Raw genomic sequence first — 14,614 nt, 5'->3', positions numbered from 1 at the left:
TTCTAACCGCAAGGACTGCGGGGTTAGCCTAATCAATTAGAGTTCGATAGAACTCTTTACTTAGGAATCCCCCACTTTCACTTCTAAACGAAGTGAAAGTGGGGGTAGTTCAAGCGTTTTTACGTTTTAAGAAAATAACTCCACCAACAATTAACAGTAATGCACCTGCAGCCATAGAGATCCAACTTGTAAGGTCAGCACCTGTTTGCGGTAACCATCCAATTTTAGATTGAATTTCTTTCTTAGGTTGTGGTTGTTCTTTTACTTGCTCTTTTGGTTGTTCTGAAGTTGGAGTATTTTTATCTTGATGTGGCTGTTCTGGTTTTGGTTGTTCCGGTTTTACTTCTTTAAATTTCACCGTTTGACCCTTATCTTCGATGTCAACGTGAATAGCTACCAAGACATTATCTTGATACAATTCTTCAAACACTACCACTTCTTTTCCTTGTAATGCAGAAGCATTAAATGTGAAATCGAGTGTGATAGAACCATTTTTCTCTTTTGGAGTAAACTTAGATTCTACTGTTACTTCTTTACCATCAACTAATAATGGTTTTTTTGTTGCTTTATCCATTAGTTTACCTTTTACTACGTACTCTTTACCCACGATTAAGTCTTTGTATTCCACTTTATCTTGGATTGTTACAGTTTTAGAAGCGTCTAACTCTTTAGAACCATCAGCTTTATTTGTAGCTGTCGTTTTAACAGAAGGCTCTACAAATCGAACTGTTTGACCTACATCGTTAATATCAGCGTGAGTTGCTATTACTTGACCTTCATGTAATAATTCTTCAAACACTACTACTTCTCTTCCTTGCTGTTCAGCACCAACAAAAGTAAAGTCTAATGTTACAAAACCATTCTTTTCTTTTGCAATAAACTTAGTCTCAGCTGTTACTTCTTTACCATCAATTAATAATGGTTCATTAATAGCTTTGTTCATTAATTTACCTTTTACAGTGTACTCTTTACCAACAACTAAGTTAGTGTACTCCACTTTATCCTGGATAGTGATAGAATCCTTTGAATGAATCTCTTTTCCACCATCAGCTTTGTTTGTAGCAGTTGTTTTTACTGATGGCTTAACGAACTTAACTGTTTGACCTTTATCATTAATATCAGCATGTGTAGTAACAACTTTTCCGTCTTTCAGTAACTCTTCGAATACTACTACTTCTTTTTCTTCTAAACCAGTTGCATCAAAAGTGAAATCTAATGTAATAGAACCAGCTGCTTCTTTTGGTGTAAACTTCGTTTCAGCAGTTACTTCTTTACCATTTACAACTAATGGTTTATTAGTCTTTTTATCCATTAATTTACCTTTTAAATTGTACTCTTTACCTACTTGTAGGTCTTTGTACTCCACTTTATCTTGAATTGTTACAGACTTAGAAGTGTGCATTTCTTTTGTACCATCTTTTTTATCAGTTGCTGTTGTTTTAATTGAAGGAATCTTCTCATCTTTGACGATATGTTTAATTATTTGACCATTCTCTTTGATTTCAAAAGAAAACGTCTCTTCATTTAAAATGTAACCGTTTGGTGCAATAGTTTCTTTATATGTGTATTTTCCAAATGGTAGCTTTTCAAATTTAGCGATACCTTTATCATCTGTTTTACCTTTTACTACTTCTTTTCCTGCTTCGTTATAAATCGTAAATTCTGCATTTGGAAGCTTATTGTTTCCATCCGCAACATCTACCTTTGTAATTTCCAGATCACCTTTGATAAGATGATTAACTGCTAATAGCTCAATAATTTTTCCATGTTCCTTTATTTCGAACACAATTGGTTCTTTAACAAGAACGTAACCGTTTGGAGAAGTCTTTTCTACAAATGAATACTTACCATACGCTAGATCTTTAACGTTAATTTCGCCATATTTATCTGTCTTATATTCGCCAATTACTTTTCCACTTGCATCTTTTAACTCGAATACTGCACCTTCTAATTTTTTACTAATATCTTCGTTATCTACTTTTAGTAGTTTTACACTACCTTTTACTTCGGTGTTTTCTACTGTAAAAGTCAGTGTTTTATTGTGTTCTTTAATTTCAAAAGGATACTTTGTTTTATTTCCAATATATCCATTTGGTGTTTTTGTCTCTAAGAAATAATACTTCCCAAATGTAAGGCCTTCAACATTTGCAATTCCATTTTCTTTTGTTACTGCCTTTTTCACTTCTTTTCCATCTTCAGTAAAAACAGTGAATTCAACATTAGGTAGCACTTTACCTGAATCACTAAGTTTTTTTATTTCAATGTTCCCTTTTGCCTTGTTGTTTACTATTTGAACAACCCCTGTTTCTCCTGTCTTAACCTCAATAGTTTGTGGTTTATCACCTAAAACATAGCCTGTTGGCGCTTTTATTTCTTTTACAGTATAAGTACCAATTGGTAGGTTATTTAATCCTGCCGTACCATCAGCACCAGTCGTGATTTTTCCAACTGATTCATTATTTGCATTAAAGACCTCAAATACTGCACCAGCTAATACTTCTCCATTTTCTCCAACCTTTTTAATTTTTAAAGCACCAGCAGCTTCCCAATTTACTGCAAGGTCACTACTAAGCTTTTCTTCATTTCTTTCTAGTAATACTGTAGCATTCTGAACAGTATCCGTACCGCGGTAAGCAATTGCTTGAACTTTTGTTAAGTTTGCAGCAACACTTAGATTAAATTCACCTGTTTTTGTATTTTTAGGAATTTGGATACGGAATTTCTCTCCAACTGACAGTTGATCTTTCACTTCACCATTTTCACTAACAATTTTTACTCCATTAGGTGCATTTTTCGCTACTACTTTATAAGAACCACTCTTAGCATTTGTTTGTACTGTATATAGATTCGTTTCGAAGAACTCACCTTTTAATTCTGCTTTTTGTTTTTCAGCTGGGATAACATTCATATAGATATCTTGTGTATCGCCGCTATTATTAGCAGCATTGATAATTGCCTTAGCCGCTTTTTCAACATTTTTATTTTCATGTTTCAGTTCATTTACATCAAGTTGACCTAATGCATTCCAAACTGCAAGCTGAGTCGCGTAATGTGCTTCATTCTGATTAGCTACTCCTAGCTGCTCAACATTTTTTTGTGGGAAACCGTTTAATAGGACCCTATATACTACATTATCTGTTTTCCCCATTTCAGGAAGATCTTCACCATTTGGTGATTTTAGTCCCAGAGTTAAGCAATAAGCAATTTGACCACTTGAATTTTTAATCATTTCAGTTCGAATGTACTTGCCTAAACTATTACTATAACTCCAGTTCATTGAATATTTCTCGTGCGTCATAACCTCTGCACTAGCCCTTGGTAAAAACACATTAAGGCATAATGCTAGTACTGATAATAATGTAAAAACTCTTATAATAACTCTCTTACCCAATTTTGAAACCTCCCTAAAATAAATTAATCCGATTGTATATCGCAATATCTAAAACATTCACGACCAACCCGAGTATCATTATAAAACAACAAATTACAAATATTAAATGCATTTAATAAAAAATTCGAAAAATTTACACATTTTAATGTTTTTCAAGTTTTCAAATGAAATTACTATATACAAATCTCAAAACACGCCCACAATTAACAAAACAAATATGTATGTTAAGTATGTTAATAGCAGTTCTTTTACTCAAGTTATTAATTTTCCACATTTTTTTAGCTAGCGGAATAGGCAGATTTAATTCCCCTGTTCTTCATTCTGCTAGGGCTCAACAATAATTATGAAAACTAAATTTCAAGTCTATTTGTAGGTACTACAGTCTCAAAAACTCGGAAAAGGAGGCACTAAAATAATGAGGAAAGTAATTTAAGTTTTAGGTATCACTCTAGGATTGGTAGCCGTTTTTCAGATTTAGTTTTACCTCAAACAACATTACTCAAAATGCTGAACATGGGGAAACATTTTAATACTTAAAAAGAGCCATACAATCTGGCTCTTTTTTCATGACATTACTTTGCCTTTTATGGGGGGAATATTTGGTGTATACGAATCAGCACGCTTTAAAATCAATTTATTGCTTGCAGCGGCTTCCATTTGTTGCAATTGTCGCATCCGTTGTAGTAATGCTACAGTATCATAATTTATGAATCCCCCACCCTTTGTAAACAATATTTACTTCTGTCTTTCTACTTCCAATTTGTTACCTTTATTATCTACCATTCTTAAAGAACCTGCTCTGAGAAACTCAACTGTATAATCTACTACCGCATTCATTTGTCTAGCATCTATCTTCTTACCGTCTTTAACAAATTCAGTAGGAATCATAGTTACTTGCTTCTTGTCTGCATTATATAACCATGTACCTGTCATATGGTTATCTTCATAAGAAGACTTACCAGTATCATCATAGGCCGTGAATGAATTATCTTCTCTAAGGTCTAAACCTTTATGAAACTCAGAACCTCTGTAACTACCCCACGTGCCAAATAACTCTTTACCGTCTGCGGATAATTGCACATTATCATCATCGGACTTAGAAGTTGAAGGAGTATCAGTTTTTGCCCCTGTACCGAAACCAAGATCGTTTGCTTTTTTTACTGTAGCATCTTCAACTGGTTTGAAACCAGTTTTCCAATAACCATTACCTTCTCTGATTAAATCCATTGTTTCTTTTGCTTTTGATTTATCTATGTCTTTAGCATTCGTTTTTGCCATCTTAGCCTGAATTGCATATGCCTTACTATAACAGTCTACCGCCTTTAATATTTCTTTATGTGAGTCTTGATACTCTTTAGGCGCTTCTATTTTATTAAACTTAGTAATAGTCTTTTGTAACTCAGCTTCTTCTTTTACTAACCCTTTTACTAATTCCTTTTCGTCCTTCGTTTTATCTAATGCTATCTCAGTTATAGAAGAAATTTTATTCATTAATTCAGAAGATAAACCCGTCATACGAACTGGATACTGCTCTTTTGATAACTTTTCCTTAGTTTCTGATTTAGACTCTACTTTTTCTTTTGGCTTTGCGTCTGTTTTATCGGTACCACAACCTGCCAATAGCATAAATGGTATCGCTAACGTTACTAGTTTCTTTGCTTTCACGATGCCCCATCCCCTTAGAAAAAATTGTATATAATTAACATATTGTACCATAACATAATTTGTATAAATAAGATAGAAATTTTACCCATCATTAATTAAAATGTAGACTCTACATAAAAAAAGCACTTAAACATTAAATAGCTGTTCGAGTGCCTTATTTCTTCCCTATTTTTCATGTAATTTAAAAAAGAGTCTCCAATTAAAGCGAATGCTGCCCCTGCTGCTACATGAGTCGGTCCTCTCAAATATATCCTCCTTTCTACTATTCAAGCTTTATCTTAACAGTTGGCGAAAATATAATATCCTTTCACCCAGCGCTCTTTTAACCATCTCAGTTTATATTCCATGCTTGGTGTATGAGTTGCTGCAGAATCCATTAAGTTATATCTATCTATAATCTCCAAACATCTAATAGGGTTTGTTAAAGTATTTAGAAATTCCAAGTCCTCGCTTTCGAGAGACTTCCATACAATTCCTTTAAAATTAATTGGCAGCAGTTCTAATATCATATCTCTATCCAAACCTGATGTTTCTAAGAAATTTTGAAGATGCGAGAGAGATAAATAACTCCAGTTTGTACTTTGGTATTCTTCCCCTAAAAATGTATATCGATCTAAGTCATTACAATTTAATTCATAACTCTTTATTGCTTCTATTCCCCATTTCATCTTTTTCCCCCACAATCACTATTTCCGTACTCAACCGATAGTTATGTTCACGAATCCCTATTATTAAAAAAGATCCAAGCATCAGTAATACGCTCAGATCTCTGTTTAATAATTAGATTAAATAAAACTTTATTAGCCTCTTTTTAGAAAAGTGAACTACCCGCCACTTAAGATCCTAACGGACTGTTTGAAGTGGGGGCTTCTCGGTTAGTCGTTACTTTTGGTAGCTAACGAATTCGTCCTAAGACAGCCGAGCTAACTCCCTTGTTCCAAGGGTTATTTTATTGCTATCTATGCTAACACCAATAGGCGTATTGCTTCATTTTTGATATTGATAGCTGCGTTATAATCTCTATCGATATTTACACCGCATATACAAGAATAAACTCGCTCAGACAATGACATATTTTTCACATTTCCACAACTGCTACATGTTTTTGTGGAAGGAAACCATTTGTCTATTTTCACAAGCTGTTTGCCTTGTTCATTTAGTTTATAAGCTAAGAAAGAAGTGAACATACCCCAAGCATTATCAGCGACGCTTTTTCTAAAATGAAGTGCTTGCGATATTCCCTTCATATTTAGATCTTCAATAGCTACAACATCAAAATAAGTAGCTAACTCTTTAGACTTATGATGAAGGAAGTTCTTACGTTGGTTCGCTACTTTTTCATGTAATTTAGCTACACGGATACGTTGTTTATTCCAACGAATAGAACATTTTGTTCTTCTTGATAATACTCGTTGAGCCTTTGCTAATCGGTCTAACATTTCACGATAGAACTTAGGATAATTGGCTCTCTCATCCTCAGAACTGACGTATAATTGATCCATCGCAAAGTCTAATCCAAAAACTGTTTCTACTTCTTTTTGTACGATCTCTTTTTCGTATTCAGTCAAAATGGACACATAGTATTTACCAGTGGGTGTCATAGAAATCGTACATGACTTGATTATATGGTCTTGTGGTATTTCTCTATGCTGTTTGATACGTACCATTTTCAGTTTTGGCAATTTGATATGACCGTTAAGCAACATAATATTTCCGTTCACTACATTCGTTGTATAAGACTTTCTGTCTTTTTTGCTTTTGAATGTTGGGAAGTCATTTTGACCACGAAAGAAATTTTTATAGGCAGTTTGCAAGTTTAGTTGAGCATTTGCCAAAGCTAATGAATCAACTTCTTTTAACCACTCAAATTCTGCTTTGTATTTCGCAGGAGTGGGAATCTTTTGTTTCTTTAGTTGATCCTTATCATCTTTATGTTTTTCATACGCTTCTTTCCGTTCAGCTAACATTCTGTTATACACGAAACGTACACAACCGAAGGTTTTACGCATAAGATGTGCTTGTTCTTCTGTTGGATACAAACGGAATTTATATGCTTTATTCTGCTTTGTCATATCATTTCACCTCACTTTTCACTTTGATTTTCAATATATGTTTTTACTACGTCTATTGGCGAACCACCAGTAGTTAGCAAGCAAAAACTTCTTGACCAAAACATCTCTTTCCAAAGTTTCTTTTTCACTTGTGGAAAGTCTCTTTTAATAAGTCGAGAACTTGCACTTTTATAAGCATTGATGAATTTTGTCATTTCTGTATTAGGGTGTGCCTTGAACAAAATATGAACGTGGTCTACATCATGATTCCATTCAACTAATGTGATGTTATAGTTTTCAGATAGTCGAACAAACATATCTTTTGCATAGTCTGACATATCATCATCAAACACATTTCTTCTGTATTTCACGACCAACACAAGGTGATAATATAACAAGAATACTGAATGGTTATTGCTATCTAATTTCATTTATATACCAGCCTTTATAATTTATAAGACTGATTATATCAGAGGCAAAATAAAAAGGAAAACCTTTTGGCTACGCCAAACCGAAATTCATCTCCCACCTACCGTTGGGCTAAGCCCTTCACACGCTTGAGGAAGGAGAATTCTTTCGGGAAATTCGTTAAATATGTTCCCCATGATCCATAAATACTTCAATTGATTCTTGTTGTGGTACGTCTTTTACATTAGTAAGACCAAAAGTAAAAACGGTGGACAACATCATCATTAATAAGATAGCTTTTTTCATTTTAGCGCCCTTCTTTCTTTGCTTATTTTGTCTGCGTCTAAAGCAATGTGTAAATATTTGCTTGCCTTTTCATGATTTTTTGAATTGTAGAATTGGTCACCTAAAAGAGAAGCATACTCTTTTACCCACTCATATAATTCTTCTGCTTCAAAATACGAAATACCTTCTATAACTAATTTCTCAAATTCTTCGAGTGGCGCTTTATTATGTAATGCCCTTAAGATTTCGAAATGATGACGATAACCTACATCACTAAGCTTATAACCTTGTTCAATATATTCATTAGCAATAGTATGCTTTCCTAGCTTGAAATGTTCTCTCGCTAAAAGAAACATAGTTTTAAAGTTATTCTCTAATGAATTCTCTAAATGTTTAACTGCTAACTCTGGCATGTTTTGACTAGCATATAAAAGTCCTAAATTATGCTTAACGCGTTTAATTAGAATTTCATCACCTGATTTTTTGAAAGTGTCTAATGCTGAAAGTAAATATTCTTCTGCACTTTCAAATTCATTTAGTCGTATGTTTGCCATTCCTAAAGTATTTAAACATGCAGCTATTTTCAATTCATATCCTGCGTTATTTATAAATATTTCATTTGCCTTCATAGCATATTGAATTGCTTGAATTGGTTTCATTATATGGTAGTAGTAAACAGCAACCCAATAATTAAATTCTGCTTTTTCAATTTCATCATGCATGTAATCTAGAAGCTTTTCAGCTTCTTCAAAATGAACCCTTGCTTCACTATTGTTTGCCGTATTGATGGCGTAAATAGCTTTAAATAAATGATAATAGTACTCTAAAAATGTTTCATTTTCGTCTGGTAAAGGTTCGACTTTGTCTAAAATATCTTTCGAACCCTTCGTATCACGAATTAGAAGGCTGTACCGCGCATTTAGTAAAGCGTAATACATTAATATTGTTTGATCTTCCTTGATATAATTAATTTTACTTTCAATATCTTCTTTTATCTTTTCGGACTGTAATACACGTTGTGCAATCATAGCTTGATACCAGTCATTTAATAATTTGGTGATTTTTTCGTTAGAAATGAGGTTAACACTCATCTGCTCCTACCCCCTTTTATCAAATATTATCACGGTATACTTGTATTTATAAATATATTCACAATATTTTAACTTGAGAAACTTATTTTTGAATATTCACAGAAGAAAATAAAGAAAGTAATTCAAGTTTTAGGTATCACTCTAGAATTAGTAGCTATTTTCAGATTTAGTTTCACTTCAAGCAACAAAATACTGAACATGGGAAAATATTTTAATACAAAAAGAGCCATTCTATCACAAATGGCTTCTTTCATTTCATATATTTTCTTTGCTGTGCCATTTCAGATACAAGTGCATTGATTGTAGAGATATATTCTCTTTCAATAGCCTTTATGATGAAAGCCTGTTCTTTTGTAGGAAGTAGCTCGATTTTTACTGTTATCGTTTGGTACATTTTTCTTCAACTAAATTCCTAATAAATCTAGCTCTCTTAAGACTTTTGTATTCGTCTAAAGTTATAACTCTTACAATTGACCACGAACCAAGCCACATCATTTTTCTGATATAACCACTCGGAATTTTAATTTGAGAAGTATCACAAGCATTTCTCCCACACAGAACAAACAAGGCATTATTGTAGTCATCTCTATATTCTCTGTTGAATTTATGGTCTTTCATAAATTGTTCAAATCCGCAATTACTACATTTAATTTGCACCTTTCTCAGCTCCTTGTTTTTTGTTTTTCTACATATTTTTTAAAAGTTGCACTCGATACATTTCCTGCGGTAGATACAAAATAACTACATGCCCATAAACTTGGAAAATGTTTAGGGTAAGGAAATTCCTCTCTCAATTTTTTTGAAGTTACTCCTTTGATTTTTTCCATAATATCAAAGGAATAAATGTTGACAGCGTGTTTAAAAACATATGTGTATGGTCTTTGTTACACTCTAAAGCGACAATGACAATTTCTAATTCGTCGCATATTTCTTGTACCAACTCCCTAAAGCACTCTTCTAAATCTGTCCGGTATGATGCTCCCTACTTTGTTCAAAGAAATCCGTTATCCATTCTATCCCTTTCCCCTTTTAATTAAAAAGCTATCTGTTACTCTTTATTTTATATATACTTTTCTTTAATTTAGGCTTTTTATGTAACCTTACTTTGCTTCCATTAATATCAAAATCCAACTTTTCTTCTTCTAAAGCCTCCATTTTCTGCTTATGTTCTTTTTCTATTCTATCTTTTTCTTCTTTTCTCTTAGTCGCTTTAGGACCAATTACGAATAGAATTAAGAAAATACTAACCATTACAATGAACGTAGTCACTAATACTCATCCTCCCTTATCAAAACCTCATACACCAAAAGCTTTTTAACTTATTAGATTTAAATTAGAAACCTAAAGGAGAATAAGTACTAGTATATATAGAAGGAATAAATATAGATGTTACCTTCACTATTCCTCTATCTCCTTATATAAACCAAAATTATAAATGGCGCAGTAAGGCTGGTACTAACAATGTCGTTACAAATATAAAAATGGAACTATATCTTAAACTTGAACTCCATTTCCCATATTTCGGATGTTCAAATTTCTTATAAAGCATACCTAGTGCTAGAGATATTAAAAACATTAATACAGCTGTCCCTAAAATTATAGAAGTGATTAAACCCACCATATTACTCATAAAAGTTTGAAAATCAAAAGAACGTGTTGTCAACATTAACACCGGTAAAATCCTTATTAATAGTATGAGAATGAAAGACCCTACTCCAAAATATATTGATCTTTTTTTCCACTTTATATGTTTAAACCATAAAGAAGCGCCAAAAACTAATAATGATATTAAAATTACTACAGAAAGGATCAGGAAAATAACATCAAAGAATGCAGGCACACTCGCATGAACTGCCCCATCTATTTTGTCTCCCCCATCTTTTATTACATCACTGCCTCCATTAAACAAAGAACCAAACCAATCTACAATCCAATCGGTCATCCAGGAAATATCGAATGGTAGATCTTCATTTTTTGTTTGTGCAGGAGCAACTGAGTTATATACCTCCAAATTATTCTCCCCCTTAATTGAAATTAAGCCCTTTACTTTAAGTATATAAACTTAACGAACCAAAACTAAGAAAATATCAAATCATATCTTATCTTATTAGATAGAAGAACCACACTTTCGAACTTGAATTCTGTATCCCTTTATTCATCACCAATATTTTTTTGTTAGTTAACTTTGCAATATAAGTTTGTATATAATTCCTTTCAAAGACACAAAATATCGAAGTGTCTATTAATAATTCCATTTTTTTATCTCATTCCAAAAAGGAGCTGTATAATATGGACAAAGAAAATCTATTGAGCGAACAGATTAATCGCGTCCCTTCGGATGCCCTGAATACCCCTAGTAAGGAACAAGAACAACTGCTAGAAACATCATCTCAAGTGAAAAATAATCCAAACAATAACAATAACGAAAGTAACCAAGACCTATACAGCACAGACTCACCCATTTTAGATGTAGATAGAACAACAAACAAAAAATAAATTACAAAGAAAAAACTTAATAACAGTAAACTGATTTTTCCATAAAAAATAACTATCAGGTCAGAAGCAAACGTCAAAATAAAGGATCATTTCTACATACTTACTGAAAGAATTCTCCTTCTTCAAATGTGCGCAGAACGATAGCCCGACAGTAACAGTAAAAAGGATCTTCCTTTCTGCGTATAAATAGAAAAACGAGCACCCTATCACTATAAATAGGAGTGCTCGTTTTTCTATTTATTCCTTTTCTGGCCAAATTTTCACGTTTGGTTCTAATAACCACTTGTGGTCTTCCTCCATAATGCGATCATTCCATGGGTTATTCTCAAGATGTCGAATCATCCAACAAAAATACATTGCATATCCAGGCGCGGTTGCTTGCGGGTGGTCTAGCTCACCTGGAATTGTAATAAAGCTATTATGTACAACGCGATAATTTTGCTTCTTGGTACACAAAAGGAATTCTTTTAAAATTTGTAAGTATTTCTATCTTCCAGCGTAGTGTTTCATATTTACAAGCTAATCAACCTTGAGGATACACCGGTAGAAACATTTCACCGATTTGCTTATTAGACATTTGATGTCCATATGCAAGGCTCATTAGAACCAGAGCATGCAGGAGCATTCATAGTTCTTTCTCCCATTTACACCAACTCACAGTAATCTCTAATTAATTTATTGTAATTCCTAATATTAAGATGTAAAATAATATTATCTTATATGCGCTTAAGATAGATCGGAATAAGAAAAGGAACCCTTCTGGGTTCCTTTTTCTATGCAAAATAAAAAGCATTCTATTTAAATGCTCTGTGCTCTTATTGTTTCTATATGACACTAATTCCTACTGCCATAAGGATACCTCATACAATACATACTAACCCTACTAATATTGAAAACTCTGGTAACCCAAAATGTCCAAGTATCATACATAGAATTAAGCCTATAGGATATACAAAGACTTCTATCCAATTTATCCATTGATTTTCCCTAGCTATATAAGACGAAGTTATACGATAATTAAAACTCCTAATACAATTAAAACAACACACTTTCTTCAAATGTAATCCTTATTACTTGTCCTTTTACTGTCTCGATAATTGAAACTACCCCTTTCCTCTTTATAAAATCAAAAATATTATAACCAAATCTAGTTACTGGCCTATCTTGCAATTTTTCAAATATGGCACCGTTATATTTTTCATCCACAAAAATATATCTTTTAAACCTATTATATTTATATATAATTAAAATAGGTTTCAATATACTTATTAAGATAATATATCGTTTTTAAGGAGGAAATGTTTTGAAAAGAAAATTAGTTGAATTATGCTCAGCACTATCTATTAGTACCTTAACAATACTTGGAGTTGGACATTATAACGCTCATGCTGAAGAAGCCTTTGCTGATGTACCACAAAACCACTGGTCATATACAGCGATACATGACTTAAAAGAAAAACAAATCCTATTTGGATACGGAAATGGGATCTTTGGATTTGGAGATGATGTAACACGAGAACAAGTAGCCATCCTTATGTACAATTACCTCAAACCAGAAAATAAAGAAACATATACTAACCCTTATTTAGATATCAATTCTCTCACAACCCATTACTCAAAAGAGATTTTATCTCTCACAAACTTAGGAATATTCACTGGAGATGAACATGGTAACTTCCGTCCTAAGGATACTTTAACACGTGCTGAAATGGCTTCTGTATTAACGAAGGCATTTCAGCTAAAAGTAACAGGAGCATTTACTTTTAAAGATATACCAAATGGATATTGGGCAAAAGATGCAATTCATGCTATTCATTCCAACCATATTGCGGAAGGCACAGGTAACAATAACTATAGTCCATATATGAAGGTATCTAGAGAACAGTACGCACAATTTATTTATAATGCTATGAACAGGAATAATAAACAAGGTAATAATAATTTACCGCTTATTCTTGTTGAAGAAGTTGGAGAAATTGGAGAGTCCCATGTTACTAATGGAGGAACAATATTTAAAGGATAAAACGCACTAATACAATATTAATAATTAACCATCTATATCTACTATTGAATAATACACCGTAAGTTTGCTAATACTATAAAAACTAAGTCTCCAATTCCCCTGGAGCTGAGCAGTTAGTTCATTCTAACTGCTCTTTTTATTTTTTATCGTCACCCTTTCATAGCACCTCCATATGTTGTATAGAGATATCTCCTTCTAAATTATCATTGATGCCTCTTTCAAGTCCTAATACACACCTTAAAAAGAGCACTTTTAAAAAGTGCTCTTTTTACTTTGCATGTCACTCATCCTACGATGAATTGAGATTTTAACTTATGAATAATTTGTGTAATTATTCCCAATACTAATAATAGATTGGTAACAGCCAATCTGTATTCATAATGAATCTCTGATTTTCTTGTATAAATTATAAATATTTACACATACTATTAACGGAATGGTTGAATCATTGTCATTGAAAATGTTCAGCACTTCCGCTCCTTAAGAGAACAGTCTACGCAACTGTTCTCTTTCCTATTTCCTTTTTTCACGCATATAATCTGACAAGCATTATTAACTCTAACTCCCCTACAATCAATCGCTTTGCAACATTCTCATCATTTCCTCAACAAATTCTCAATATTTTTCATGGACAACAGCACACTTTCTCAACAGTTTTAATATCTTAATATTAAATACTGAAAGGAGATGTTGAAAAATGACTTGCTTCATTATTTTAGGGTTTATGCTTATTTTAATAATAAGCGGTTTTCATGCACATAGTATTCATATCATTTTCAAAATAGGTTCAGATACAAAAGCTGTGCCAAGTTGGTCTTTCGTTAATAAAATAAACTTCCAAACATTAAAAGAATTAATAAAAGGACTAAATAAGGATAAACTTAAAATCCTTACAATAGGAGAACTTGTTATTCCTTTAAGTTTCTTTAATAAATTATTTATCAAAACATTAATTTTTCTATTCCTATTCTTTTACTCTCAATACTTAAACTAACGTAATATGAGATGAGTTAAAGAATAACAATCACTAATCGTAGCAAGCCAAAAATTGATCACCTATTATAAAAACTGGTTCAGAAGAGTTAAACAAAACATTAAGCGGCCGTTTGAATGTGAGTCCGGTATTGTACTGGACTCATTCCTTTTAACTGCGCTTTAATTCTTTTGTGATTGTAATAACCTATATAATTATCTAATTCTATCT

13 protein-coding genes and 3 pseudogenes are annotated in these 14,614 nt (G+C 32.6%); 3 read left to right on the top strand and 13 right to left on the bottom strand.

The annotated features are described in order from the left end of the window. Positions 1-109: 109 nt before the first annotated feature. The 11 genes and pseudogenes from RBB48_RS27735 to RBB48_RS27685 all read right to left on the bottom strand — a co-directional run bounded on the left by RBB48_RS27735 (position 110) and on the right by RBB48_RS27685 (position 10,920). Positions 110-3,391, bottom strand: a complete 3,282-nt coding sequence (locus tag RBB48_RS27735; protein ID WP_306008461.1) for a VaFE repeat-containing surface-anchored protein — start codon at positions 3,389-3,391, stop codon at positions 110-112. Between the two features lie 735 nt (positions 3,392-4,126). Continuing rightward, positions 4,127-5,056 (bottom strand): DUF3994 domain-containing protein, encoded by a 930-nt coding sequence (locus RBB48_RS27730; protein WP_306008462.1) that lies wholly within the window; start codon positions 5,054-5,056, stop codon positions 4,127-4,129. 278 nt (positions 5,057-5,334) lie between these two features. After that, positions 5,335-5,724 (bottom strand): hypothetical protein, encoded by a 390-nt coding sequence (locus RBB48_RS27725; RefSeq protein ID WP_306008460.1) that lies wholly within the window; start codon positions 5,722-5,724, stop codon positions 5,335-5,337. 291 nt (positions 5,725-6,015) lie between these two features. Next, complete coding sequence (locus tag RBB48_RS27720) at positions 6,016-7,128, bottom strand: RNA-guided endonuclease TnpB family protein (RefSeq protein ID WP_306008459.1); 1,113 nt, start codon at positions 7,126-7,128, stop codon at positions 6,016-6,018. Between the two features lie 11 nt (positions 7,129-7,139). Next, positions 7,140-7,538 carry an IS200/IS605-like element ISBth16 family transposase gene (tnpA, locus tag RBB48_RS27715; protein ID WP_000762752.1) on the bottom strand — a complete coding sequence of 133 codons (399 nt, stop codon included), beginning with the start codon at positions 7,536-7,538 and terminating at the stop codon, positions 7,140-7,142. Positions 7,539-7,695: 157 nt separating this feature from the next. Beyond that, the gene (locus RBB48_RS27710) at positions 7,696-7,821 is read right to left on the bottom strand and encodes a hypothetical protein (RefSeq protein WP_017658030.1); all 126 of its coding nucleotides are present in this window, start codon (positions 7,819-7,821) and stop codon (positions 7,696-7,698) included. Further along, positions 7,818-8,891: a response regulator aspartate phosphatase gene (locus tag RBB48_RS27705; RefSeq protein ID WP_306008458.1), complete on the bottom strand. Its 1,074-nt coding sequence runs from the start codon at positions 8,889-8,891 to the stop codon at positions 7,818-7,820. Before RBB48_RS27705 ends, RBB48_RS27710 begins: the two co-directional genes overlap by 4 nt. A 250-nt stretch (positions 8,892-9,141) precedes the next feature. Continuing rightward, on the bottom strand, positions 9,142-9,285 hold the full coding sequence (locus RBB48_RS27700) for a hypothetical protein (protein WP_252196083.1): 144 nt from the start codon (positions 9,283-9,285) through the stop codon (positions 9,142-9,144). A 268-nt stretch (positions 9,286-9,553) separates the two neighbouring features. Further along, a pseudogene (gene tnpA, locus RBB48_RS27695) lies at positions 9,554-9,858 on the bottom strand (IS200/IS605 family transposase); the annotation flags it as partial. A gap of 74 nt (positions 9,859-9,932) precedes the next feature. Then, on the bottom strand, positions 9,933-10,160 hold the full coding sequence (locus RBB48_RS27690; RefSeq protein ID WP_071732440.1) for a hypothetical protein: 228 nt from the start codon (positions 10,158-10,160) through the stop codon (positions 9,933-9,935). A 160-nt stretch (positions 10,161-10,320) separates the two neighbouring features. Further along, positions 10,321-10,920 (bottom strand): hypothetical protein, encoded by a 600-nt coding sequence (locus RBB48_RS27685; protein WP_088063461.1) that lies wholly within the window; start codon positions 10,918-10,920, stop codon positions 10,321-10,323. Positions 10,921-11,180: 260 nt separating this feature from the next. Between RBB48_RS27685 and RBB48_RS27680 the strand changes: the two genes are divergently transcribed. After that, the gene (locus RBB48_RS27680; protein WP_088063460.1) at positions 11,181-11,387 is read left to right on the top strand and encodes a hypothetical protein; all 207 of its coding nucleotides are present in this window, start codon (positions 11,181-11,183) and stop codon (positions 11,385-11,387) included. A gap of 237 nt (positions 11,388-11,624) precedes the next feature. Here the strand turns inward: RBB48_RS27680 and RBB48_RS27675 are convergent. After that, positions 11,625-11,822, bottom strand: a pseudogene (locus tag RBB48_RS27675) (5-deoxy-glucuronate isomerase); the annotation flags it as partial. Between the two features lie 868 nt (positions 11,823-12,690). Here RBB48_RS27675 and RBB48_RS27670 point away from each other — a divergent pair. Continuing rightward, a complete protein-coding gene (locus RBB48_RS27670) occupies positions 12,691-13,410 on the top strand; it encodes an S-layer homology domain-containing protein (protein ID WP_306008457.1) in 720 nt (239 codons plus the stop codon). 697 nt (positions 13,411-14,107) lie between these two features. Beyond that, entirely contained in the window at positions 14,108-14,404 is a 297-nt protein-coding gene (locus RBB48_RS27665; protein ID WP_215559195.1) for a hypothetical protein, read from the top strand. 100 nt (positions 14,405-14,504) lie between these two features. Here the strand turns inward: RBB48_RS27665 and RBB48_RS31760 are convergent. Continuing rightward, positions 14,505-14,606: pseudogene (locus RBB48_RS31760) on the bottom strand (IS3 family transposase); the annotation flags it as partial. Positions 14,607-14,614 lie beyond the last annotated feature (8 nt).

The sequence above is a fragment of the Bacillus sp. MMSF_3353 genome, from assembly GCF_030733445.1.
Classification (GTDB): Bacteria; Bacillota; Bacilli; order Bacillales; family Bacillaceae_G; genus Bacillus_A; species Bacillus_A wiedmannii.
Note: the sequence above shows the minus strand (reverse complement) of the source record. Positions and strands in the feature narration are given on the sequence as shown.

Coding starts and splice junctions, on each gene's coding strand:
- RBB48_RS27720 (WP_306008459.1), bottom strand. CDS start 7,128: ATGACAAAGCAGAATAAAGCATATAAATTCCGTTTGTATCCAACAGAA.
- tnpA (WP_000762752.1), bottom strand. CDS start 7,538: ATGAAATTAGATAGCAATAACCATTCAGTATTCTTGTTATATTATCAC.
- RBB48_RS27725 (WP_306008460.1), bottom strand. CDS start 5,724: ATGAAATGGGGAATAGAAGCAATAAAGAGTTATGAATTAAATTGTAAT.
- RBB48_RS27665 (WP_215559195.1), top strand. CDS start 14,108: ATGACTTGCTTCATTATTTTAGGGTTTATGCTTATTTTAATAATAAGC.
- RBB48_RS27700 (WP_252196083.1), bottom strand. CDS start 9,285: ATGTACCAAACGATAACAGTAAAAATCGAGCTACTTCCTACAAAAGAA.
- RBB48_RS27680 (WP_088063460.1), top strand. CDS start 11,181: ATGGACAAAGAAAATCTATTGAGCGAACAGATTAATCGCGTCCCTTCG.
- RBB48_RS27705 (WP_306008458.1), bottom strand. CDS start 8,891: ATGAGTGTTAACCTCATTTCTAACGAAAAAATCACCAAATTATTAAAT.
- RBB48_RS27710 (WP_017658030.1), bottom strand. CDS start 7,821: ATGAAAAAAGCTATCTTATTAATGATGATGTTGTCCACCGTTTTTACT.